This window comes from Pseudomonas sp. Fl5BN2 (assembly GCF_009908205.1).
GTDB lineage: Bacteria > Pseudomonadota > Gammaproteobacteria > Pseudomonadales > Pseudomonadaceae > Aquipseudomonas.
Genome location: NZ_JAAARL010000026.1, coordinates 31134 through 53051, shown reverse-complemented (window position 1 = coordinate 53051; position 21918 = coordinate 31134). Strand labels below are relative to the sequence as shown.

21 protein-coding genes are annotated in these 21918 nt (G+C 60.1%); 7 read left to right on the top strand and 14 right to left on the bottom strand.

Annotated features, from left to right (window positions below; translation table 11 throughout):
• Positions 1-677: 677 nt before the first annotated feature.
• Positions 678-1886 carry a M24 family metallopeptidase gene (locus tag GV819_RS28065; RefSeq protein ID WP_161759290.1) on the bottom strand — a complete coding sequence of 403 codons (1209 nt, stop codon included), beginning with the start codon at positions 1884-1886 and terminating at the stop codon, positions 678-680.
• A 307-nt stretch (positions 1887-2193) separates the two neighbouring features.
• On the opposite strand from GV819_RS28065, the gene GV819_RS28060 reads away from it, so the two are divergent.
• Both GV819_RS28060 and GV819_RS28055 read left to right on the top strand, forming a co-directional pair.
• Complete coding sequence (locus GV819_RS28060; RefSeq protein WP_161759289.1) at positions 2194-2952, top strand: LuxR family transcriptional regulator; 759 nt, start codon at positions 2194-2196, stop codon at positions 2950-2952.
• Between the two features lie 94 nt (positions 2953-3046).
• Positions 3047-3949 (top strand): proline iminopeptidase-family hydrolase, encoded by a 903-nt coding sequence (locus GV819_RS28055; protein ID WP_161759288.1) that lies wholly within the window; start codon positions 3047-3049, stop codon positions 3947-3949.
• A 73-nt stretch (positions 3950-4022) separates the two neighbouring features.
• Here the strand turns inward: GV819_RS28055 and GV819_RS28050 are convergent, their stop codons facing one another.
• The 3 genes from GV819_RS28050 to GV819_RS28040 form a co-directional block, all read right to left on the bottom strand.
• Positions 4023-5321: an NAD(P)/FAD-dependent oxidoreductase gene (locus tag GV819_RS28050; protein ID WP_161759287.1), complete on the bottom strand. Its 1299-nt coding sequence runs from the start codon at positions 5319-5321 to the stop codon at positions 4023-4025.
• A 60-nt stretch (positions 5322-5381) separates the two neighbouring features.
• Positions 5382-5555, bottom strand: a complete 174-nt coding sequence (locus GV819_RS28045; protein ID WP_043274580.1) for a DUF3094 family protein — start codon at positions 5553-5555, stop codon at positions 5382-5384.
• A 190-nt stretch (positions 5556-5745) separates the two neighbouring features.
• Positions 5746-6375, bottom strand: a complete 630-nt coding sequence (locus GV819_RS28040; protein ID WP_161759286.1) for a DUF1780 domain-containing protein — start codon at positions 6373-6375, stop codon at positions 5746-5748.
• 156 nt (positions 6376-6531) lie between these two features.
• Here GV819_RS28040 and GV819_RS28035 point away from each other — a divergent pair, with 156 nt between their 5' ends.
• The 3 genes from GV819_RS28035 (at position 6532) to GV819_RS28025 (ending at position 7964) form a co-directional block, all read left to right on the top strand.
• The gene (locus GV819_RS28035) at positions 6532-6999 is read left to right on the top strand and encodes an FAD/FMN-containing dehydrogenase (RefSeq protein ID WP_161759285.1); all 468 of its coding nucleotides are present in this window, start codon (positions 6532-6534) and stop codon (positions 6997-6999) included.
• Positions 6996-7685: an energy-coupling factor ABC transporter permease gene (locus GV819_RS28030; RefSeq protein ID WP_161759284.1), complete on the top strand. Its 690-nt coding sequence runs from the start codon at positions 6996-6998 to the stop codon at positions 7683-7685. Before GV819_RS28035 ends, GV819_RS28030 begins: the two co-directional genes overlap by 4 nt.
• Positions 7686-7748: 63 nt before the next feature.
• Positions 7749-7964, top strand: a complete 216-nt coding sequence (locus tag GV819_RS28025; protein WP_161759283.1) for a hypothetical protein — start codon at positions 7749-7751, stop codon at positions 7962-7964.
• A 19-nt stretch (positions 7965-7983) separates the two neighbouring features.
• Here the strand turns inward: GV819_RS28025 and yacG are convergent, their stop codons facing one another.
• Genes yacG through GV819_RS28005 form a run of 4 tightly spaced genes read right to left on the bottom strand, consistent with a single transcriptional unit; the run spans position 7984 to position 10896 of the window.
• On the bottom strand, positions 7984-8187 hold the full coding sequence (yacG, locus tag GV819_RS28020) for a DNA gyrase inhibitor YacG (protein ID WP_161759282.1): 204 nt from the start codon (positions 8185-8187) through the stop codon (positions 7984-7986).
• Positions 8184-8807: a dephospho-CoA kinase gene (gene coaE / locus GV819_RS28015; protein WP_161759281.1), complete on the bottom strand. Its 624-nt coding sequence runs from the start codon at positions 8805-8807 to the stop codon at positions 8184-8186. Before coaE ends, yacG begins: the two co-directional genes overlap by 4 nt.
• The gene (locus tag GV819_RS28010) at positions 8804-9676 is read right to left on the bottom strand and encodes a prepilin peptidase (protein WP_161759280.1); all 873 of its coding nucleotides are present in this window, start codon (positions 9674-9676) and stop codon (positions 8804-8806) included. The genes coaE and GV819_RS28010 overlap by 4 nt, the downstream gene beginning before the upstream one ends.
• Before the next feature lie 2 nt (positions 9677-9678).
• On the bottom strand, positions 9679-10896 hold the full coding sequence (locus GV819_RS28005; protein WP_161759279.1) for a type II secretion system F family protein: 1218 nt from the start codon (positions 10894-10896) through the stop codon (positions 9679-9681).
• A 331-nt stretch (positions 10897-11227) separates the two neighbouring features.
• Between GV819_RS28005 and GV819_RS28000 the strand changes: the two genes are divergently transcribed.
• A complete protein-coding gene (locus GV819_RS28000) occupies positions 11228-11644 on the top strand; it encodes a pilin (RefSeq protein WP_161759278.1) in 417 nt (138 codons plus the stop codon).
• Between the two features lie 239 nt (positions 11645-11883).
• Positions 11884-12240, top strand: coding sequence for a BON domain-containing protein (locus GV819_RS27995; protein ID WP_161759277.1), 357 nt, complete (start codon positions 11884-11886; stop codon positions 12238-12240).
• A 193-nt stretch (positions 12241-12433) separates the two neighbouring features.
• Here the strand turns inward: GV819_RS27995 and GV819_RS27990 are convergent, their stop codons facing one another.
• The 6 genes from GV819_RS27990 to panD all read right to left on the bottom strand — a co-directional run bounded on the left by GV819_RS27990 (position 12434) and on the right by panD (position 21867).
• Positions 12434-15346, bottom strand: a complete 2913-nt coding sequence (locus GV819_RS27990; protein WP_161759276.1) for a DUF748 domain-containing protein — start codon at positions 15344-15346, stop codon at positions 12434-12436.
• A 105-nt stretch (positions 15347-15451) separates the two neighbouring features.
• Complete coding sequence (locus tag GV819_RS27985) at positions 15452-16468, bottom strand: class I SAM-dependent rRNA methyltransferase (protein WP_161759275.1); 1017 nt, start codon at positions 16466-16468, stop codon at positions 15452-15454.
• Positions 16469-16591: 123 nt separating this feature from the next.
• Complete coding sequence (locus tag GV819_RS27980; RefSeq protein WP_161759274.1) at positions 16592-17458, bottom strand: oxygenase MpaB family protein; 867 nt, start codon at positions 17456-17458, stop codon at positions 16592-16594.
• A 53-nt stretch (positions 17459-17511) separates the two neighbouring features.
• Positions 17512-19449 (bottom strand): acetate--CoA ligase, encoded by a 1938-nt coding sequence (acs, locus tag GV819_RS27975; protein WP_161759273.1) that lies wholly within the window; start codon positions 19447-19449, stop codon positions 17512-17514.
• A 127-nt stretch (positions 19450-19576) separates the two neighbouring features.
• Complete coding sequence (pgi, locus tag GV819_RS27970) at positions 19577-21241, bottom strand: glucose-6-phosphate isomerase (protein ID WP_161759272.1); 1665 nt, start codon at positions 21239-21241, stop codon at positions 19577-19579.
• A 245-nt stretch (positions 21242-21486) separates the two neighbouring features.
• Positions 21487-21867 carry an aspartate 1-decarboxylase gene (panD, locus tag GV819_RS27965; RefSeq protein WP_161759271.1) on the bottom strand — a complete coding sequence of 127 codons (381 nt, stop codon included), beginning with the start codon at positions 21865-21867 and terminating at the stop codon, positions 21487-21489.
• Positions 21868-21918: the final 51 nt, after the last annotated feature.

The following is a 21918-nucleotide window of genomic DNA, read 5'->3' as shown; positions in this document are numbered from 1 at the left end:
TTTACGGTGGTCATTCGGTGCGTTTTCTGCAGTTTGTGAAAGGGGGAGAGTGCTCGACTCCTGATCATTTCCAGGCATCATCCAGGATATTGGCATTCAAATTAAGGACGCTGTTAGTGAGGCGATCTTTAGCGATTTTCCTACTATTGGAAGTGAAGTATTCGCCTCTGGCATAGAGCTGGTTACTTGTTGGCGCTTATCGGTGGTGGTCCTTTGCTTGGTTCGAGAAAGCATCACGCGACTATCAGGTTCAGGACTTGTCATTGCAGATGGATGAGTGTTCTTAAGCTTGCAAGGAAGTTTGCCTCTTGGCTCCGTCGAGCGTATGGGTAACCACACACTTTGTGGCCTGTCGCGGGTTTGGCTGGAGCAACTGAAGAGTCTGGATTTCAAGGGCTAGCAGAACCTTGACCTGAGTCTGCTCTCTAAGGCCAACTTCACTTTGGCCGGCCAGTACCTTCTAGCGGTTCATGTCAACCGTGACCCGCTCGCATAAAAGGCCGGCACGGTCCGCTGCAAACTCGCAGCCGGCCAATCTTGGAAATGTGGATGAACGCCCTTTCGCCAGTAACGAGCTCTCCGGGGGAGCAGTGGCTGGTCTTGGGGTGAAGGACTATTCGTGAGTGGCCCAGGGAGGCTTCGCCGGAGTATTCGACCCACAGGCACGATGACGAGCTTCAACCAAAAATGTTGTGCTGCGGTCCATAAGGCAGCCGAGTGATGTTCTCCGCGCCCAGTTGATTGACGATCAGGATGTCGTGCTCGCGATATCCTCCGGCGCCGGGCATGCCCTCGGGCAGCCTGATCATCGGCTCCATGGATACCACCATGTTTGGCTCCAGTATGGTGTCTACGTCTTCGCGAAACTCCAGCCCGGTCTCGCGCCCGTAATAGTGGTTGAGAATACCGAATGAGTGGCCATAGCCGAACGTGCGGTATTGCAGCAGGTCGTGCTCCAGGTAGATCTCGTTCAACTGCCGGGCGATGTCACTGCAGCGCGCCCCGGGCCTGATCAACTGCAAGCCTGCCTCATGCACCTGGACGTTGATTTCCCATAGCCGTAGATGGGCCTCGGGGCAATGCCCAAGGAACAGTGTGCGCTCCAGCGCGGTGTAATAGCCGGATATCATCGGGAAGCAGTTGAGGCTGAGAATTTCTCCTGGGCTGACCCGTCGCGAAGTCACCGGATTATGGGCGCCATCGGTGTTGATCCCTGATTGAAACCAGGTCCAGGTGTCCATTAATTCGGCGGCAGGAAAGCTTCTGGCGATCTCTCTCACCATTGCCTGGCTGGCGTGCAGTGCCACTTCGTACTCCGGTACTTGATCCTGCAATGCTTCGATGGCGGCGGCTCCGCCAATATCGGCGATGCGTGCGCCGTGGCGGATCAGCGTCTGTTCCTCGGCGGATTTGAGCATGCGCATGCTCATGCAGGGCGCGGCGATGTCCAGCAATTGTGCCTGGGGATAGAGTTCGGTGAAGGCCAGGTGATTGGGCAGGGTCAGTTGATCAAACTCCAGCCCCAGCCGTGCAACCCGGGGCAGGGCTTGCTTGACCGCAATGAAGAAGTTGCCACGTTGCCAGTCGGTGTAGACCACCTGCGCGTCACAGACCGCCCGGCGTCCAGGCTGGCCGCCGTCGATATTGGCGCTGATCAGCACCGTACCTGCCTGGGTCACTGCCAGAGCGTACTGGCGGCCAAAGGAGCAGTACAGGAAGTCGGCGTAGTAGTTGATGTTGTGATACGAGGTGAACAGCACCGCGTCGATTTCATGCTGTGTCATGTAGGCACGCAAGCTGTTCAGGCGTCGGGCATATTCTTTCGTCGAGAAGGTTGAAGGGGATTTTTCACCGTTGCGGATCTGAAGGGTCTGGGGCATCTGCATGGCACGGGTCCTTGTCTGCAATGAACGATGCTTGACGCCACATTTGGGTGGGCCATGAAGCAGCATTGCAACAGATAGAGGATGCGCGAGCATGCGCAGTACCGACCTTGAGGTGGTCGCAAGCGCTGTTATCCGGGCGAGCGGCACGCACCAGCAAGCCTTGGAACGGATCAGGGACGCGCTAAGGGCCGAAGCCAGTTGCATATCACAACCTGGTAGTTCTTATAGGTTTTGCCTGGCTCGTTGCTATCGGGCGTGGCATCCTAGGTACCTGCGTTAAGGCCCAAACAGTAAGGAAGCTGAAAGGATGCAGAGCAGACTTGCGGAAGTTAACACGCGTATTTTGTCTGGAAACTCATTACACGAGCGGATGACGGGGACCATGACAGTGGCCTCCGAGTTGGGTTTCGATGCCTTGGTTTACGACTACAGCCCGGTTCCCTTCGACCAAGAAGGCGAACTGATCATCCCCGGCGCAATGGTCTGTAATACCCCCAAGGACTGGCTGGAGCTCTGGTGCGATGAGGGCTACTACCATATCGATCCGGTTCAGCAGGTCGCGCTGGACAGGACTTCTCCCTTTATCTGGTCGTATAAACCCGAGGCGGAAACCGTCTTGCGTCAGGCCATGGGGCAGCAGCACGCTCCAGTATCGAGCTATCTGCAGCATCATCAGATGGCCCATGGTGTGACCGTCCCTATCCACCTGCCCAGGGGTGGCTTCGCCAGCCTGACCGGTTTGCGTTCGGGCAACACCCAGGTAGCGCTGCACGACCTGCAGCATGTCTTGCCCCACTTCACGCTTCTCGCTCATGTGTTGCAGGAGCGTCTCTATCCGCAACTTAGTAAAAGTGCTCACAGTTATCCGGTTCATCTGACCAGGCGTGAGCGCGAGTGCCTGAAATGGGCAGCAGAGGGAATGACCTCCAGCGAAATTGCTGAACGACTGAAGCGCTCGGTGGCCACGATCAATCTGCATCTGACGTCGGCGATGCACAAGTTGGGTGCGAAAAACCGGGTTCAGGCCGTGGTTCGAGCGGTTCACTATCGCTTGCTGGATAACTGACGCGAGCACAACCCGCTCTGTCGTATCGGTGATGCCGGGCGCGGGGCAGAAGATTGAATGACGCAGGGTGATTGTCATCAGGGAGTGAGGCGCAATGAATGCAAGTAAACCGCCACAGGAAGGCTATGCCTCCTTCGGCGCCAACAAGACCTGGTATCGAGTGACAGGGGATCTGCAAAATGGTCTTACGCCTCTGGTGATCCTGCACGGCGGTCCGGGCTGCACCTACGATACTGTCGATGCCTTCAAGGATGTGGCGGCAAGCGGGAGGGCGATCATTCAGTTCGATCATCTCGGTAGTGGATTCTCCACCCGCATGGTGGATAAGGATCCGTCATTCTGGACGGTTGAGCTGTTTCTGGAGGAACTGGACAACCTGCTGGATCACTTGCGCATCAGTCAGGGTTACGCGCTGCTTGGGCACTCCTGGGGAGGCGTGCTGGCCAGTGAGCATGCAGTATTGACCCCCTCGGGCCTGCGGGCCTTGATCATTGCCAATGCTCCAGCCGATATGCGCACCTGGGAGGCTGAAACCCTTCGATTACGCGAAGCTTTGCCGGAAGAGGTTCGGCAGGTGTTGATCCGGCACGAGCAGGCCGGGACGCTCCAGAGCGCCGAATCTGTGCAGGCTTCGCAAGTGTATTTTGAGCGACACGTCTGTCGACTCCGGCCATGGCCCGAAGAGGTGGTGCAGATGTTTGCCAGAGGACGTTGCGACAGTGCGATGGGCGGTGCGGCTCAGCGTGCTGAAGACTTCCCACTCCTGGGTAATCTACGGGACTGGAGCATTGTCGAGCGTTTGTCTCGTATCCAGATACCGACCCTATTGATCTCCGGACGCTATGACGAAGCCACTCCAACGGTGGTCAAGCCCTATCTGGAGAATATCCCAGACATCCGCTGGGCCTTGTTCGAAAGCTCCAGCCACATGCCCCATGTCGAGGAGCGAGTCGCTTGCATGGGGACCGTGGTGAGCTTTCTGGATGAGTGCTTGTAAGCGAGCAACCACTGGATCAGCGACCCGCACGTCCCACTACATTGCGTAGTGTGGCGTGCGGGGTTTCAGGCGCTTAGTGCAACTTCAAGCGTGGATCTGTGCCTCGTCCAATCCGGCTGCCAAGCATCAGCATCGCGGTGCGGAAGACGCCGTACAGCGCCATCTGGTGCATGCGGTACAGCGAGATGTAGAACATCCGTGCGAGCCAGCCTTCCAGCATTACGCTGCCGGTCAGGTTGCCCATCAGGTTGCCTACCGCCGAGAAGCGCGACAGCGAGATCAGCGAGCCGTAGTCGGTGTACTTGTAGGTCGGCAGGTCCTTGCCTTCAATGCGCAGCTTCAACGACTTGGCCAGCAACGACGCCTGCTGATGCGCGGCCTGTGCCCGTGGTGGCACGTTACGGTCGCTGCCCGGCTGCGGGCAGGCGGCGCAGTCGCCGAAGGCGAAGATGTTCTCGTCGCGGGTGGTCTGCAGAGTCGGCAGTACCTGGAGTTGGTTGATGCGGTTGGTCTCCAGGCCATCGATATCCTTGAGGAAGCCCGGTGCACGGATACCCGCCGCCCACACCTTGAGGCTGGCGGCAATGGTCTGGCCATCGGCAGTGATGAGACTGTCGGCGGTCACTTCGCTGACCGAGGCGTTGGTCAGGACCTTGACCCCAAGTCTCTCCAGGGTTTTGTGCACCGGTCCGCTGATGCGCTCGGGCAGGGCCGGCAACACCCGTGGCCCGGCCTCGATCAGGGTGATGTGCATGTTTTCCGGTTGAATCCGGTCCAGGCCGTAGGCGGCCAGTTCGTGCGCGGCGTTGTGCAACTCCGCCGCCAGCTCCACACCGGTGGCACCCGCGCCGACGATGGCCACGCTGATCTGTTCCACTGCATCGGTTTGCCCTGCGTGGGCCCGCAGGTAGTGGTTGAGCAGTTGCTGATGGAAACGCTCGGCCTGTTTACGGGTGTCGAGGAACAGGCAATGTTGGGCCGCGCCCTGGGTGCCGAAGTCGTTTGTAGTGCTGCCTACGGCGATCACCAGGGTGTCGTAGCCCAGCTCGCGGGCCGGCAACAGCTCCACGCTTTCTTCGTCGTAGGTGGCAGCCAGCTGGATCTTTTTCTGCTGACGATCGAGCCCGCTCATACGTCCCAGCTGGAACTCGAAATGGTTCCATTTTGCTTGGGCAACATAATTGAGTTCGTCTTCGGAAGAGTTCAGCGAACCAGCGGCCACTTCATGCAGCAGCGGTTTCCAGATGTGGGTCAGGTTGGCGTCCACCAGCATCACGCTGGCGGTGCCGCGCTTGCCCAGAGTCTTACCCAGGCGGGTCGCCAACTCCAGGCCGCCGGCGCCGCCGCCAACGATGACAATACGATGAGTCATGGGGATATCTCGCAAGGCTAAAAGAAATCGGGGCAGTCAACCGAGCGAGCGCGATGCAGCTCATAGCGTCAGGTAACTGATGAAACGGCTCAACAGGCCCAGGGCGACGGTCACCACCACGACCACCACGAGGAGCATCCACGGCCGGAAGGGCCGGCGCTCGACTCGATGCTGGGGCAGTTGTAGGTATTCTTCGACATGGCGTTGGTCGTCGGGGTTCAGACGGCTGCTCATAAAAGGCCTCGTCAGGTAGACGTTGCAACTCGAAGGAATGTTACAGAGCGGTGTAATCCGCACTTGTAACGGAGCATAGCCGCTGCTGCGTGGGGCTCGAGGGCGAGATTCCGGTGTTGGCTGGCAAGTGGGCTTTTTTACCATTGCCGAGCAAATTCCGCCATGCCCACGCAAGGCTGATTGACGGGTTTTACAAACTGATGCCGACGTCGAAAACGATGCTGCGCCCCAGGTTATTGCGCAGAAACTCCGGAGCATCCGGGTGCGCGAACAGTACCCGGGCGAAGGTCGGCCCCACCAGGGATAACGAGCGCCAGCCCTGGCGCAGGTATTCGGTGGGCGGCGGGAAGTGGCTGTTCAGGTCCAGCACTTCGCGCTTCAGGGCTGCGAAGGCAATGATGTCCAGCTCCCCGAGGTTCATCCCACGCTCCTGGTAGTTGTGGGCTTTCTTGCGCAAGGTCGGCGCCAGGCGCAGCAGTAATTCGTTGGCCGGGATGCGCTTGGGCTTGGCTTCGCGGCGTACCAGCTGGCTCAGGGAAAACGCACTGCGTCGGCGTTGCAGTTCAACACGCCATTCATCGTTGAGCCGACGGCCTTCGTCTAGAACGAAAAACACTTCGAAGCTGGCTTCGCGAAACAGCACATCCGGCGGCTCCTGCCCGGCGGCGGTGAACTCGTCATTGCGGTAGGGAATATTCAGGCCTTGCAGCAGGCGCTGGCAGACCCAACGCTCACGCTCCCATTTGCGGGCATTGGACAGGAACGCGTTGGCTTGTTCGGCCTGGATGGTAAGCAGGCGCAAAAAATCTGAGTCATCCATATCCCCAAGCTTAGCGCCCAAATGTGACCTTAAAAACCAGGGCCTTGGAAAAAAGCGTCCGAAGGCGCTGTTCTGAGGTACTTATGGACCGTGCTGGAGCCTGGTCAGGGGCGGTGTAGACTGTTTGCCGTGCAATCGATCAATAAGGAGTGTGCCGTGAAGCGCTGGTCAATTCTGTTGCTGGGCCTGTTGCCGTTATGGGCCCAGGCCCTTGAAATCGGCGAGCGTCTGGCGCCCTGGACCTTGCTCGATCAGTACGATCAGGCCTACAGCCTCGATAGCCAGGCCAAGGTCCTGTTGGTGGCGCGTAGCATGGACGCGGCCAAGGTGGTGAATGCGGCGCTCAAGGACCAGCCCAAGGGTTATCTGCAGGCGCGCCATGGCATCTTTGTCGCGGATATCCAGCGTATGCCGACACTGATTGCCAAGATGTTCGCGGTACCGGCCATGCGTGACTATCCCTATCGGGTGATGCTCGACCGGGACGGCCGGGTGGTTCCGCGTTACCCAGGCGCCGAGGACAAGGTCCTGTGGTTGCAACTGCAAGAGGGCCAACTGGTTGGCCGGCAGGAATACGCTACCGCCGAGCAGTTGGCTGAGGCCCTGGAGCGGCTCCAGCCATGATCAGTTCGGCACTGCTGTCGTCGCAGAGCCTGATCTTCGGTTGGCTGCTGTATGTGCCGCTGCTGCTCTGGGCGGTGTGGCGGGCGCCGTGGGTCGAGTTGTTCACCGACAGTCGTCGTCAGCATCTGCTGTTCGGTACGGTATTCGCCTTGTTCCTGCTGTGGCTGGTTCGTCGGGACTTCGATACCGGAGTGTCCTACCACTTCATCGGCATGACCGCGGTGACCTTGCTGCTGGACTGGCCGCTGGCGATAGTTGGAGGTTTGATTGCGCAACTTGGATTGTTGGCTCTGGGCCGCCAGGACCTGGCGGCGCTAGGGGTCAATGGCGTTCTGCTGATTCTGCTGCCGGTGGCGGTGACCGAGGCTTGTGCCTGGCTGGTGGAGCGGGCCCAGCCGCGTAATCCCTTCGTGTATATCTTCTGTTCCGGGTTCTTTGCCGCGGCACTGTCGGCGCTGTTGTGCCTGCTATGTGGCCTTGGGCTCTTGTGGTTCGACGAGCGTTTCGTCATGCCTGAGTGGCTGGAAGACTTCGTCGGCTATCTATGGCTGATCATTTTTCCGGAGGCGTTCATCAACGGCATGGTGATCAGTGCCCTGGTGGTGTTCTGCCCGGAATGGCTGGAAACCTTCAATCGCACCCGGTACCTGGCCGCGCCCTGGAAAGACGAGGAACCGCGCCCTTGATCCATATCAACCCCGAGGTTTCGGCCGGGCTGCATGCTCGGCAAAAATCTCAGGAGTGCGATCATGAGTGTCTACCAGTGGGCGCGGCAGGAAGTGCGTGACAGTCTGCAAGGTGCCCAGCAGGAAGGGTTCGAGCCAGGGTTGAGCTTGCGCGCCCTGCTCAGTGCGGTGGTGCAGCAGAGCAAGAGCGTGCGCAGTATTGAAGACCTGGCGGACGAGTTGCAGTTCCTCGCGGAAAACCTCGACGACGATCAGGACTACAGCTTCATGCGGCCCTGACTGGCGTCAGACTGAGCACTCAGTGAGCGCGGGGCGGCAGCTCTTCGGAGAACAGGTCGTCCTCGGCATCCGGGCTCACCGGAATCTTGTGCTCCTCGGCAGCCCAGGCTCCTAGGTCGATCAGTTTGCAACGGTCAGAACAGAAAGGCCGGTTGAGGTTGGCCGCGGTCCATTCCACGGGGGCGCCACAGGTTGGGCATTCGACGGTCAGGGATTGGCTCATGACTGGCCTCCACGCAAAGTTAGGTAAAAGTGATGCAGGCGTTCGACCTCGCTGCGCAACCAGGCGTGGTCGCGGTCGTTGACCAGCACATCGTCGGCGTGACGCAGGCGCTCCTCGCGGCTGGCCTGGGCCTGGAGGATCGCCTGGACCTGCTGTTGGCTGATCTGGTCACGCTGCAGGGTGCGTTCGATCTGCAGTTGCTGCGGTACATCGATCACCAGAATCCGTTGGGTCATCCGCGATTGGCCGGACTCGATCAGTAGCGGCGACACCAGAATCGCGTAGGGCGATTCGGCACGGGCCAGATGGTTGACGATCTCCTCGGCAATCAATGGGTGCAGCAGGGCCTCCAGCCAGCGGCGTTGCTCGGGGACTTCGAAAATCAGCTTGCGTAGGGCCGAGCGGTCCAGTTGGCCGTCGGCCTGCAGCACACCGTCACCAAAGTGTCGGGCAATCTGTTCCAGGGCCGGACGGCCGGGTTCCACCACCCAGCGAGCGGCGTGATCGGCGTCGATCACGTGCACTCCCAGGTCAATGAAGTGCTGGGCGGCGGCGCTTTTACCGCTGCCGATGCCGCCGGTGAGACCTAGGGTCCAGGGTGTGTTTACGGAGCGAGTCATTGGAAACCGACAAACTGCAAATAGAAGTTGGTTATTTGACCACCCCAGAGCAAGGCAATCCAGCCGGCAATGGCCAGAAAGGGGCCGAAGGGGATCGGCGTTGAGGTCTTTGCCTGGCGCAGGCGTAGCATGACAGTGCCAAGGATTGCCCCTGTCAGGGATGACAGGAGCAAGGTCAGTGGCAGAATTTGCCAGCCACCCCAGGCCCCGAGCATCGCCAGCAGCTTGAAGTCGCCGTGGCCCATGCCATCCTTGCCGGTCAGCAGCTTGAACAGCCAGAACACCGACCACAGGAACAGGTAGCCGATCACCGCGCCCCATAAGGCATCTTCCAGGCTGACCAGCAGGCCGAAGCTGTTGGCGATCAATCCCAGCCACAGCAGCGGCAACACCAGTACGTCCGGCAGCAACTGGTGATCGGCGTCGATCAGGCCCATGGCCAGCAACCCCCAGCTCAATATCAGCAAGAGGCCCGCCGGCCAGCCGAAGCCGAAGTGCCAGGCAACGAATGCCGAGATCAGGCCGCACGCCAGTTCGGTCAGCGGATAGCGCAGGCTGATGCCGGTCTTGCAGTGCGAGCAGCGACCGCGCAGCCACAGATAACTGAGCAACGGGATATTTTCCCAGGGGCGGATTGGCTGCGTGCAGTGCGGGCACTGGGAGTGGGGCAGCAGCAGGTTGTAGGGGGCAGCCGCGGGCTCAGGTGGCAGCCCCAGTACTTCGTGGGCCTGGGCTCGCCAGTCACGTTCGAGCATCTTTGGCAGGCGCCATACCAGCACGTTGAGAAAGCTGCCGATGATCAGTCCCAGTACTAGGGCCGACACCACGAATGCCAGGGGGTAAAGGGTCAGGACTTCAGTCAGGGACATGTTCAGATCGCTGTACCAAGTTGAAAGATGGGCAGGTACATGGCGACCACCAGGGTGCCGACGATACTGCCCAGAATGACCATGATCAGTGGCTCCATGAGGCTGGTCAGGCTGTCCACCAGGTTGTCCACCTCGACCTCATAGTGCGTTGCGACTTTTTCCAGCAAATGATCCAGGGTGCCGGATTCCTCGCCGATGGCCGTCATCTGGATCGCCATAGTAGGGAAGACGCCGCTGGCGCGCATTGCAAAGTTCAATTGCATGCCGCTGGCAACCTGATGGCGGATGCGCTCGACCGCTTGCCCGAAGACCTGATTGCCACTGGCCCCGGCCACTGACTCCAGGGCCTGTACCAGGGGGACACCGGCAGCGAAGGTGGTGGCCAGGGTGCGGGCATAGCGAGCCACCGCTGACTTGTGCAGCAAGGGGCCGGCCAGGGGCAGCCGCAGCAGACTGACATCCAGGCCTGCGCGCAATCGTGATGAGCGTCGATACGCCCAGCGCACTCCCAGCCCGGTTGCCAGGCTGCCGGCCAGCAACAGCCCACCGTGGCGCTGAATGAAATGCGAGAGGGCAATGACCCATTGGGTCAGCAATGGCAGTTCTGTGTGGAAACTGGCGAATAGGCTCTGGAACTGAGGGACGACCTTGAGCAACAGGATGCTGCTGACGATGATCGCTACGCCGACCACCGCCAGGGGATAGACCATGGCCTTCTTCAGTCGGGCCTTGAGGTTCGCGCTCTTTTCCTTATAGGTGGCGACCCTTTCCAGCAGGGTATCCAAAGCCCCGGCCTGTTCGCCGGCTTCCAACAGGTTGCAATACAGCTCGTCGAAATAGCGTGGGTGCCTGCGCAGTGCGGTGGCCAGGTTGGAGCCAGCCTCAATGTCGCGTTTGAGGCTGACCAGCAGCTGGCGCATCTGGGGGTGATCGAAGCTCTCGGCGATGATCTCGAAGGATTGCAGCAGCGGCACACCGGCCTGCATCAGCGTCGCTAACTGCCGGGTGAACAGGGCAATCTCCTGGGCCTTGATCCGCTGACCCAGTCGGAGCCAGGCCCTTGGCTTGCGTCTGACCCGGGTTGGGGTGATGCCCTGCTTGCGCAGTCGTGCCCTGATCAGCGCCGGATTCACCGCGCTCAGTTCGCCGCTGATTGTCTGGCCCTGACTGTCGGTGCCTTGCCAGAGATAGACACTGGCTGCGGGTGCTCTTACCGCCATGGTTCGATCCTTGATGAAACGGTGGGTTTCAGGGCCGGTGTGCCCCACGAATATTGAGCAGGCGATAGATCGCCAATGCTCCCCATACGTGTCCCGACAGGGGCATCGGCCTGGCCGTCGGGTTGCCATTGGCCTGTTGAAGCCTAGCTGCCTAGCACCTGCCGAATAGGGTCAGGGAGTGACGGAATTTGTCAGTTTGTGCGACTCCTTGCGCTCAAGGCCATGGGCTATCGCCCTTGCAGGTCACGTATCCCGCGGGTGCGGTGCTGGCACAGGGCGTGCTTCAAGCCTTGCTGATCATGCAACTTTCGTTCATGCCAGGAGGCAGCCCATGAAGAATCAATCCGCTTTTACCCTGATCGAATTGCTGGTGGTGGTGGCGATCATCGGCATTCTCGCCATGGTGGCGATGCCGCTGTATTCCAAGTATCAGGCGCGGGCCAAGGTGATTGCCGCGCTGGCTGAAGCCTCGGCCCTGAAGGTCAACATCGAGGATCTGCTGAACCAAGGGATCGACCCGACCCTGACGTTGGCCGGTGGCACAGCCCTGACTTCGAATTGCCGGATGAGTGCCGAGGGCAATGCGGCCTCCGGCGAAGGAAGCATTGCTTGCACGATCCTCAATGCCCCGGGGCCGGTGTTGAACAAGACCCTGACGCTGACCCGCTCGGCGACTTCGGGGTGGATCTGCAGCACCAGCGTGGAGGCCGACTATGTGCCCAAAGGTTGTGCTGTGGATGAGGTTTGAGCCCTGGCCTGCGAGGCCGGTGCCGGCTTGTCAGTCGGTTGCGGAAAAACCGCAACTTGCATGCAGAACGGCGAGCGGTCATGCATTTTGCATGAGTCCGGGTTTTTGTGTATTTCATAAGTAATTGATTTATAACAATATTTATTGTTTTCTGGACTTGGCACAGCACCTGCAATATTCCTCATAACCCTGCTGCCAGGACACGGCGCAGGCTTTCTAAAAGAACAGGAGTTACTCGTATGAAGAAGTTCGCTATCGCTGCTGCAACTGCTACCGCTCTGACCCTGACTCTGGCCAACGCAGCTTTTGCGCAGACCACTCAAAGCACTCAGTCGCCAATGGTTGTGGCTGCCGGTGAAATGACCAAGGCCGAAGAGGCAACCTCTGATACCTGGATCACCACTAAAGTGAAAAGCGATCTGGTAACCGAGAAAGGCATTCCTGGCACCGATATCAAGGTCGAAACCAACAAGGGCGTCGTGTCGTTGTCGTCCACTGTCGCCATCACCGAGTCGCAAAAAGCTACTGCAGTGGCGATCACCAAGAAAATCAAAGGCGTGAAGGCGGTATCCGCTGATGGCCTGAAAGCCGAGTAATCCACAAGCTTCTCGCCTGGACAGGGAGAGGGGGCGGCAGACGAGTTGAGCGATACGTCTGCCGCTTCTTTAATGGGTTCATGCGGACGATCACAAGGATGTGATCATTACAGGCCCCGGCACATTGTGTCGGGGCCTGTTCTATTGGGCGGAGGAAATACATGACCATGCTCGCTTGAGCCTGGTGTACACCTCATTCGCTATCCAGATGCAGCGGGGTGATTACCTTGCCATCGCTTTCGGCCTGGCCCAGGTTGGCATCGATGAAGTAGACCCGGTCGTCGGCCAACTGGCCTTTGTCCACCAGGAAGTCCTTGATGCTACTGGCCCGCTCCTGGCCCAGCTGGCGCAGCAACACGTCACTGCCGCTCCAGAACTTGATCAGGCCTTCACGCAGCTTGGCAGTGCGCTCGTCACGGCTGAGCTGGGTCCATTCGGCAGGAGGCTGCTGTTTCAAGCGGGTGCGGTAGATGCCTTCCAGCAACGGGGCTTTCTCGCCTTCGGGTACCTGCAACAAGGACGCCTGGGCCGGGACCTTGTCGCCGCGCCGTTGCAGAATCTTGTAGTAGTTGTACTGGTATTCCCGCTCCAGGCGCTGCTGGGCGATCAGTGGGCCATCGCTGCTCTGGGCGCTGGTGCCTTCGATCTCCAGGCGCAGGGCCGGACGCTCCTTGAGGGCCTTGGCCAAGGTGGTCAGGGCCGACTCGGATTCCTTGCTCAGTTCGCTGGAACCTGGGGCGAAGGACACATTGCTCAGATCTTCCGAGCCGCCACCAGTGATCAGGCCGCCGATGAACTTGAACGGTGCCTCGGCCGCGCGCAGTACCAAGTTGCGCAGGGTCTGCCAGACAATCGGCATGACGCTGAACTGTGGGTTGTTCAAGTCGCCAGAGATGGGCAGCTCGATGGAAATCTTGCCGTCGGTGTCTTTCAGCAAGGCCACCGCCAGACGGATTGGCAGGTCCACGGCGTCCGGGCTATCGACCTTTTCCCCCAGTTGCAGTTGCTCTACCACCAGTTTGTTCTCGGCCTTGAGTTGGCCATTGGTGATCATGTAGTGCAGATCGAGGTTGAGTCGGCCTTTGCGAATGCGGAAACCGGCGAACTTCCCGGAGTAGGGCGTCAGGGTGGTCAGCTCTACCCGTTTGAAACTGGTGGCAATGTCCAGGGCGGCCATTGGGTCGAAGGGGTTCACGCTGCCCTTGATGGTCACCGGTGCATAACGGTCGACCTTGCCCTTGACGTCCACTTCCGCCGGTTTGGCCTGGCGGCTGTCGATGGTGCCGACATGCCCGTTGAGCTGCTGGACGGCAGTAGCGAAGTTCGGTGTCAGGCTGAGGTCGGCGAAATTGGCTGAACCGTCGTTGATGGCGATTTCACCGATGTGGATGCCCAGCGCCTTGCTGGTGCTCGGGGCCGGCTTCGCTGCGGGCTTGCTGCTCTCGGGTTGGGGAATCAGCAGGTCATCGATATTGGTGGTGCGGTCATCGTTGATGATGAAGCGTGCGTAGGGCTGGGTCAGGTTGACCCGGCTGATGCTCAGGCTGTCACCGTGCTGATAGTTCAGGCCTTCTACCACCACCTGCTTCCACTTTACGAAGTCGCGGGTCTTGAGAGTATCCAGGGTGTGCAACTGCTCCACCTCGGCCCGGCCGGTGACGCTGAAGGTCAGCGGCTCGACCTTCTTCAAGTCCACCGCCAGATCGCTGCCGAGCATGCCGCTACGCAGTTCCAGGCGAATGAACGGGCTGATGTAGGACTGGGCGACACGCAGGTCGATGTCCTTGGTCTGCACCTTGAGCTTTGCGGTGATGGGGTTGAGATTGACCTCGCCGCTGGCGCTGACCTTGCCTTGTTTACCCAGGCCGGTGTCGAGCTTGAGAGTGAAGGGCGACTGGTTGAGGCTATCGAAGTTCTTCAGGTCCAGGTTCAGTGGACCGAGTTCCAGGGCCACGGCCGGTTTGGCCTGACGATCGGCCAGGTGCACCTGATAATTGCGCAGTTCTACGTCCTTGAGCAGCACCTGCCAGGGCTTGCTCGGCGCTGCCGGTTCCTTGGGGCTCTCGGCAGTGGCTGGTTGAGACGCTGTTGCAGGCTTGGCTGGTTGGCTGGCAAAGAGTTTCTGCCAGTCCAGCTGGCCGTCGGCTTCCCGGGCGGCCCAGGTTTCCAGCTTCTGGCTGCTGATCTTGCCGACAATCACTTGCTGCTTGGCCAGGTCCAACGTGGTTTCGCTGACGTCCAGGCGTTCCAGGCGTGCCAGTGGGCGACCGTCCGGAGCCTTGATCGCGAACGGCGCGATGCTGATCGAAGTATTGTCCAGCAGCAGTTCGGTTTCCTTGGCCAGGCTGAACTTGTAGTGGGTACTGAGGTTCACTACGCCGTCTTCCAGTACCAGCGGCACTGCATCGCGAACATAGGGCCACCAGGCTTTCATCTTGCCGTCGGTGACTTTCAAGGTGCCTTCGGAAGTCAGCGGGGTGACGCTGAAGTTGCCGCTCCAGTCGATCTGGCCGCCTTCGGGGCCGGTAGCCACCAGGGTCATATCGGCGCTGTCATCAGGCAGGGTGCTGAGGTTCTTCAGTTCGAATTCGAGCTTGTTGTAGATGAACTCGATGGGCTCGCTAGGGCGCAGGTCCTGAAAGTGCAGGTAGCCGCCAGCCAGCTTGATACGCTCGATGCGTACCGGGAACGGCTTGGCGTTGGGATCGCTCGGGGTTGGCTCGCTGGCGGGCAGCTTGAACAGGGCCAGGAGGTTGAGCTTGCCTTCCTTGTCGAAGAGGATCTCGGTCTTGGGTTGGTCCAGCTCGATGTCTGCCAGGTGCAGCGCACGGGTCCAGAGGCTGTCCAGCTGAAGGTTGGCATAGAGGCGTTCGAATGCCACTTGTTCCTTGCCTGGCTCTCCGATAGACAGGCCCCAGAGAGTCAGCTCCAGACTGAAGGGGTTGAGTTCGATGCGCTGGATATGGGCCGGGGTCGTGGCGTAGTTGGCCAGTTGCTGATTGGCCACCCGCAAGGCGATGCCCGGCAATATTAGAAAGCCCAGCAGACTGTAAAGGGCGAGAGCGGTCAACAAGGCGCCGAGAGCGCGAATCAATCCTTTGGTCATGCGAGGCTTCATCTATCTGAATCGGAAGTGCCTTGGAGTATGGCACGCGTTTACGGTTCCGAAACCATCACAGTCTTCAGGATTGTTCAGATTTCTTACCCTTGGTCAAAGTTGCAGGATCAGGGTTTTCAGCGGCGGCTGGCCATCCTGGGAAGGAAAGTCCGCAGCTGGGGCCAGGACCTGGCATTCACGTACTGGCCGCCCGGCTTTGTCGGCGCAGCGCAGCACCTGTTCGCGCCAGTCCTGCATCGAGACCTTGGCCAGGTTGTTACAGCAGATCAGTACGCCATCCTCTGCCGTCGCCAGCAACGCTGGTTTCAGCAAGCTCTGGTAGTCGCGCAACAGGTCGACGGTGCCGAATGCGCTCTTGGCCCAGGCGGGCGGGTCCAGCAGTACCAGGTCGTATTGGCGTTGTTCAAGGAGCGGATAGCTGGGCAGCTTCTGCCCACGCCGCTGGCTGATGGGCAGGCCGGCCAGTTGGCGGATGGCCGGAAAGTAGTCTGATTGTACGAACTGCATCTCGGGCAACTGCGGGTTGAGCTGGCCGTTTTCTCGTCCGACCGCGAGGTTGCCTTCGGCGAAGTCCAGGTTGCAGACCTCCCGGGCTCCCCCGGCTGCGGCACTGAGGCCGACACCGCAGGTATAGGCGAAGAGGTTGAGCACGCTTTTGCCAGCACTGTGCTGCTTGACCCAACCGCGGGCGTTGCGCAGGTCGAGAAACAACAGCGGGTCCTGCCCGGCATGCCGCCCGCGGACCCGGTAGTTCAAGCCCCACTCGTGGCCGACGAGATCTTCCAGAGCGTGCTCTTCAGCGTGGTACACCGAGTCTTCACGGTCGATACGCGAGTTGCCCCGGGAGCGATCGTTGTAGACCAGCAGGGTGGACAGGTTCAGCCGTTGATTGATGGTCTCGTGCAGTTGCAGCAAGGCGTCGCGTTCCAGGGCCTGGTGAAAGCTTTGCACCAGCAGTTGTGGCCCATAGCGGTCGATGGTCAGGCCGCCGGCACCTTCCTGGCTGCCATGGAACAGGCGGTAGCAGTCAGTGCCCTGCTGATGCAGTTCGGCGAGCAGTTCCTGACGGTGATCGAGGGCGGCGCGCAGCGCCTGATTCAAGGAAGACATGCAGGGCGCCTTGGAGCAGAGGAATAAGGCGCCGCAGTCTACCAGCGTCGTGCCTGTTGTAGGAGTGGCCGGATGGCGTTCGGTTGACCGGCGCAGGTGAGCTTGTGTTGGCAAGCCGACGCCTTACAGCCCCATGCGCCGTTTTGCCCGATGCACTGAACTGTCGCGTACTGCCCAGCGCAGCATCGGTGTACTGCGCTTGACGCTGGCACGAATCAACTGGCGTTGCAGCGGGTTCTGGTTGACCTCGAGCATGGCGCTGGCCCAGTCCGGCAGCAGGTCGATACCCGCCTGCATCATCAAGGCACCAAAGGGTTTGGCCAGGCGGCTAGGGGCGGGAGCCGCGAGCAGCAGGCGCAGTACTTCGCGGCTGCGTTCGTCACAGAGCAATTGCCTGCGCATGGCTTGCAGGTAATCGGCCACGGCTTGTCGTGAGCGTGGTACATCGCGGGCGCCGAGGCGTTCGGCAATCAGGGCAATCTCGTTGTAGTAGCGATCCTGGTCAGCCCCCGACAGATGGGGGTTGAGGTAGCGCAGGTGAGCAGCAAGAAAACTGCTGACTTCCGCCACATGCACCCATGTCAGCAAGTCCGGGTCGCTGGCGGCATAAGGCCGGCCATCGGGAGCCGTGCCGACAACCTGCAGGTGAATGGTGCGTACCTTGTCGATGAGCCACTCGGCGTCCTGGCGCGAACCGAAAGTGGTGCCGGAAATGAACTGCCCCGTACGGCGCAGACGACCGATCATGTCCTGGCGAAAATTCGAGTGATCCCAGACTCCGGCCAGGGCCAGTGGGTGCAGGGCTTGCATCAGCAGGGCGCTGATGCCGCCAATCAACATGCTGCCGAAGTCGGCGTGTACTTGCCAACTGACTGACTCCGGTCCGAACAGGCCAGGATCACCCTTGGGATTTTCCAGGTCGAGCTGACCCAGGGACAGGCCAGACAAACTCATGACCTGCTTTTCGATACGGCTGCGAATGAATTCCATGACAGCTCGGTGCGGATATTGGAAAAAGGGGCGCGGCCATCGCCGCGCCGGTTTCAAGCGTTCAGGCGCTTGTCGATCAGACCTTCCACTACGCTGGGGTCTGCCAGGGTCGAGGTGTCACCCAGGCTATCGAGTTCGTTGCAGGCGATCTTGCGCAGGATACGCCGCATGATCTTGCCAGAGCGAGTTTTCGGCAGGGCGGGTGCCCACTGGATCAATTCCGGCTTGGCAAAACTGCCGATCTCGCGGCTGACCAGGGCCAGCAGCTCCTTCTTCAGTTCCTCATCGGGTTCGACGCCCTGCATCGGCGTGACAAAGGCGTAGATCCCCTGGCCCTTGAGGTCATGTGGGTAACCCACCACCGCCGCTTCGGCAATGCTGTCGTGGAGCACCAGGGCGCTTTCCACCTCGGCGGTACCGATGCGGTGCCCGGAGACGTTGATCACGTCATCGATACGTCCAGTGATCCAGTAGCTGCCGTCCTCATCGCGACGTGCGCCATCGCCAGTGAAGTAGTAGCCGGGGTAGGGCGCGAAGTAGGTTTCGATCATGCGTTTCGGGTCGCCATAGACACTGCGGATCTGCGCCGGCCAACTGGCCTTGATTGCCAGGATGCCACTACCGACGCCGTGGATCTCTTTGCCCTGATCGTCCAGCAGCACCGGTTGTACGCCAAACATCGGGGTCGAGGCGCAGCCGGGTTTGACTTGCCGGGCGCTGACCAGGGGGCTGAGCATGATGCCGCCGGTTTCGGTCTGCCACCAGGTGTCGACAATCGGACAGCGTTGCTCACCCACCGTATTGAAATACCACTCCCAGGCTTCCGGGTTGATCGGCTCGCCGACGCTGCCCAGCAAGCGCAGGCTGGCGCGGGAGGTATGTTGCAGCGGTTCGCTGCCTTCGCGCATCAGTGCGCGCAAGGCGGTGGGGGCGGTGTAGAAGATGTTTACCTGATGCTTGTCCACCACCTCCCAGAAGCGCGAGGTGCTCGGGTAGTTGGGCACGCCTTCGAAGATCAGTGTGGTGGCGCCATTGGCCAGTGGCCCGTAGAGGATATAGCTGTGACCGGTGACCCAACCGACGTCGGCGGTGCACCAGAAGACTTCGCCGTCGCGATAGTCCAATACGTACTTGAAGGTCATGGCGGCCTGCAGCAAGTAGCCGCCAGTGGTGTGCAGCACGCCTTTGGGCTTGCCGGTGCTGCCGGAGGTGTAGAGGATAAACAGTGGGTCTTCGGCGTCCATGGGCTCGGGGGCGCATTGATTGCTGGCGGCGGCTACGGCCTGGTGATACTGAACGTCGCGGTCCTGCACCCAGTTCATTGGATTGTGGGTGCGCTCGACCACCACCACGCTGCTGACGTCCGGGCAACTGAGCAGGGCCTTGTCGACGTTACTCTTCAGCGGGACCAGTTTACCGCCCCGCACACCCTCATCGGCGGTGATCACGGTGCGACAGTCGGCGTTGAGAATCCGGTCGCGCAGGGCTTCCGGGGAGAAGCCGCCGAACACCACCGAATGCACGGCGCCGATCCGCGTGCAGGCGAGCATGGCGTAGGCTGCTTCGGGAATCATCGGCATGTAGATACACACCCGGTCGCCTTTCTTCACGCCGCGGCTTTTGAGGACGTTGGCCAGGCGGCAGACATGCTCGTGGAGTTGCTGGTAGGTGATACGCAGGGAGTCGGCAGGGTTGTCGCCTTCCCAGATGATCGCTGCCTGATCGCTGCGTTTTTCCAGGTGACGATCAATGCAGTTGTAGCTGACGTTGAGCTGGCCGCCGCGGAACCAGCTGGCTTCACCGGTGCGGATATCGTGGCTGTGCACGCTGTCCCAGGGGCTGCTCCAGTGCAGGAAACGCTTGGCCTGCTCGGCCCAGAACAGATCCGGTTGCTCAATGGATTGACGGTAGAGGTGGTGGTAGTCGTCCTGACTCATTTGTGCCGCCCGGCGGACGGCATCGGCTTTCGGAAAAGTGCTGATATCGAACATGACGGTTCCTTATTCTTGTTTTGCGACAAGTCATAAGGGTGCGCACAAGTGTCAGGAAGGTTCAAGGGGGGAGGGGCGAGCCCCGGACGGGAGCCGGCGTACCGGCTCCCGTGGGAGAGAAGCTTGATCAGCCGCGGTGACGGCCACGGAAGTAGTTGATCAGGCCTTGGGTCGAGGCATCGTCAGCCAGGGTTTCATCGCTGCCGGTCAGACGGTTGTAGACGCCTTTGCCCAGCTCCTTGCCCAGCTCCACGCCCCATTGGTCAAAGGCGTTGTTACCCCAGATCACGCTTTGCACGAAGACTTTGTGTTCGTACAGCGCCACCAGGGCGCCGAGGCGTCGCGGGCTGATGCGTTCGACCACCAGGGTGTTGCTCGGACGGTTGCCGGGAATCACTTTGTGTGGCGCGAGTTTCGCTACTTCAGCCTCACTCAGGCCCTTCTCCCGCAGTTCATTCTCAGCTTCGGCGCGGGTCTTGCCCAGCATCAGCGCCTGGCTCTGGGACAGGCAGTTGGCATACAGCCATTGATGGTGGTCGGCCACTGGATTGAAGCTGACGATCGGCACGATGAAGTCGGCCGGAATCAACTGGGTGCCCTGGTGCAGCAACTGGTGGTAGGCGTGTTGTCCGTTGCAGCCCACGCCGCCCCAGATCACCGGGCCGGTATCAGTGGTCACTGGCGTGCCGTCCTGGCGCACGCTCTTGCCGTTGGATTCCATGTCCAACTGTTGCAAATGCTTGGTGATGTTACGCAGGTAGTGGTCGTACGGCAGGATTGCGTGGCTTTGCGCGCCCCAGAAGTTGCCGTACCACACGCCCAGCAGAGCCAGCAGTACCGGCATGTTCTGTTCGAACGGGGCGCTCTGGAAGTGCTGGTCCATGGTGTAGGCACCAGACAGTAGCTCCTTGAAGTTGGACATGCCGATGGCCAGGGCGATCGGTAAGCCAATGGCGGACCACAACGAGTAGCGCCCGCCAACCCAGTCCCACATCGGGAAGATGTTCTCTTCACGGATGCCGAAGGCCACTGCCGCAGCGTTGTTGCTCGAGACGGCAATGAAGTGGCGATGCAGCTCTGCCTCGGAGCCGCCCTGGGCCAGGTACCAGGCACGTGCAGCCTGGGCGTTCTTCAGGGTTTCAAGGGTATTGAAGGACTTCGAGGAAACGATGAACAGTGTGGTTTCCGCGCGGATTTTAGCCGAAAGCTCATGGAATTCACTGCCGTCGATGTTGGCCAGGTAATGGCAACGCACGCCTTTGTGGGCGTAGGACAGCAGCGCTTCGGATACCAACTCCGGGCCGAGGAAGGAGCCACCGATACCGATGTTCACCACGTCGGTAATGGGCTTCTCGGTGTAGCCGCGCCACAGGCCATCATGGATGCGCCCTACCAGCTCGGTGATCTGGTTCAGCACCTTGTGGACTTCCGGCATCACGTTGACACCGTTCACTGCCAGCTTGTCGCCAACCGGGCGACGCAGCGCCGTGTGCAGGGCAGGACGACCTTCGGAGGCGTTGACCAACTCGCCGGTCATCATGGCCTTGATGGCATCGGCCAGGCCTACTTCCTTGGCCAGGTCTACCAGCAGGTCACGGGTCTGGCTGGTGATCAGGTTCTTCGAATAATCGAGAAACAGTCCGCAGCTGCTCAGGGTAAATTGGCTGAAACGCTGTGGATCGGCATTGAACGCCTCGCGCATGCTGAAATCCTGCATGGCTTGGCGGTGGTCTTTCAACGCTTGCCAGGCGGGCAGAGCGGTAACGTCTTGAGGAGTGCGGTAGTACGCCATCGCTGCGGTTTTCCTTTTGCTTGAACTGCCTTTTGGACACTGAAAAGCCCGGAACGTCCTGCGTGGTCCCAAGGACCCCGTTCGGTCAGCCCGGTGCTGATACGATTAATCACTCAGGGGGATAACAGTAACCCCGGCGTGCTGTTCTGTCTTGGCTTTGTCCGACCTGTGGCCAGTACTATTTTGTACCCGCGGGCCAGCCAGGGCTGCGTGCGGGCTTTCAGTGCGAAGAAACGGGGTTGGGTTCAGGCGACCTGGACCGCAATCGCATGGCTGGTATGGCTTAGCTCGTTGCCGGGGGCCATGTACAGCATGCGAGGTTTGAAATTGAGCAGATCGGCTTCGCTGTAGTGAGCGTAGGCGCAGATGATTACCCGATCACCGACCTTGGCCTTGTGCGCGGCGGCGCCGTTCACCGAGATCATCCGTGAGCCTGGTTCGCCGCGGATGGCATAGGTGGTGAAGCGTTCGCCATTGTCGAGGTTATAGATCTGGATCTGCTCGTATTCACGAATGCCGGAGAGGTCCAGCCAGTCGCCGTCAATGGCACAAGAGCCTTCGTAATCAAGCACGGCGTGGGTGACTTCTGCGCGATGCAGCTTGGCCTTGAGCATGATGGCATGCATGGGATGTTTCCTGGGTCTGATCCTCGAACGGGGCCTGCAGTATTGGCTGCA

Excerpts from the sequence above, each read along its gene's own strand:
- GV819_RS28065 (WP_161759290.1), bottom strand. The coding sequence starts at position 1,886 with ATGCAGATGCCCCAGACCCTTCAGATCCGCAACGGTGAAAAATCCCCT.
- GV819_RS28060 (WP_161759289.1), top strand. The coding sequence starts at position 2,194 with ATGCAGAGCAGACTTGCGGAAGTTAACACGCGTATTTTGTCTGGAAAC.
- GV819_RS28055 (WP_161759288.1), top strand. The coding sequence starts at position 3,047 with ATGAATGCAAGTAAACCGCCACAGGAAGGCTATGCCTCCTTCGGCGCC.
- GV819_RS28050 (WP_161759287.1), bottom strand. The coding sequence starts at position 5,321 with ATGACTCATCGTATTGTCATCGTTGGCGGCGGCGCCGGCGGCCTGGAG.
- GV819_RS28045 (WP_043274580.1), bottom strand. The coding sequence starts at position 5,555 with ATGAGCAGCCGTCTGAACCCCGACGACCAACGCCATGTCGAAGAATAC.
- GV819_RS28040 (WP_161759286.1), bottom strand. The coding sequence starts at position 6,375 with ATGGATGACTCAGATTTTTTGCGCCTGCTTACCATCCAGGCCGAACAA.
- GV819_RS28030 (WP_161759284.1), top strand. The coding sequence starts at position 6,996 with ATGATCAGTTCGGCACTGCTGTCGTCGCAGAGCCTGATCTTCGGTTGG.
- GV819_RS28025 (WP_161759283.1), top strand. The coding sequence starts at position 7,749 with ATGAGTGTCTACCAGTGGGCGCGGCAGGAAGTGCGTGACAGTCTGCAA.
- yacG (WP_161759282.1), bottom strand. The coding sequence starts at position 8,187 with ATGAGCCAATCCCTGACCGTCGAATGCCCAACCTGTGGCGCCCCCGTG.
- coaE (WP_161759281.1), bottom strand. The coding sequence starts at position 8,807 with ATGACTCGCTCCGTAAACACACCCTGGACCCTAGGTCTCACCGGCGGC.
- GV819_RS28010 (WP_161759280.1), bottom strand. The coding sequence starts at position 9,676 with ATGTCCCTGACTGAAGTCCTGACCCTTTACCCCCTGGCATTCGTGGTG.
- GV819_RS28005 (WP_161759279.1), bottom strand. The coding sequence starts at position 10,896 with ATGGCGGTAAGAGCACCCGCAGCCAGTGTCTATCTCTGGCAAGGCACC.
- GV819_RS28000 (WP_161759278.1), top strand. The coding sequence starts at position 11,228 with ATGAAGAATCAATCCGCTTTTACCCTGATCGAATTGCTGGTGGTGGTG.
- GV819_RS27995 (WP_161759277.1), top strand. The coding sequence starts at position 11,884 with ATGAAGAAGTTCGCTATCGCTGCTGCAACTGCTACCGCTCTGACCCTG.
- GV819_RS27990 (WP_161759276.1), bottom strand. The coding sequence starts at position 15,346 with ATGACCAAAGGATTGATTCGCGCTCTCGGCGCCTTGTTGACCGCTCTC.
- GV819_RS27985 (WP_161759275.1), bottom strand. The coding sequence starts at position 16,468 with ATGTCTTCCTTGAATCAGGCGCTGCGCGCCGCCCTCGATCACCGTCAG.
- GV819_RS27980 (WP_161759274.1), bottom strand. The coding sequence starts at position 17,458 with ATGGAATTCATTCGCAGCCGTATCGAAAAGCAGGTCATGAGTTTGTCT.
- acs (WP_161759273.1), bottom strand. The coding sequence starts at position 19,449 with ATGTTCGATATCAGCACTTTTCCGAAAGCCGATGCCGTCCGCCGGGCG.
- pgi (WP_161759272.1), bottom strand. The coding sequence starts at position 21,241 with ATGGCGTACTACCGCACTCCTCAAGACGTTACCGCTCTGCCCGCCTGG.
- panD (WP_161759271.1), bottom strand. The coding sequence starts at position 21,867 with ATGCATGCCATCATGCTCAAGGCCAAGCTGCATCGCGCAGAAGTCACC.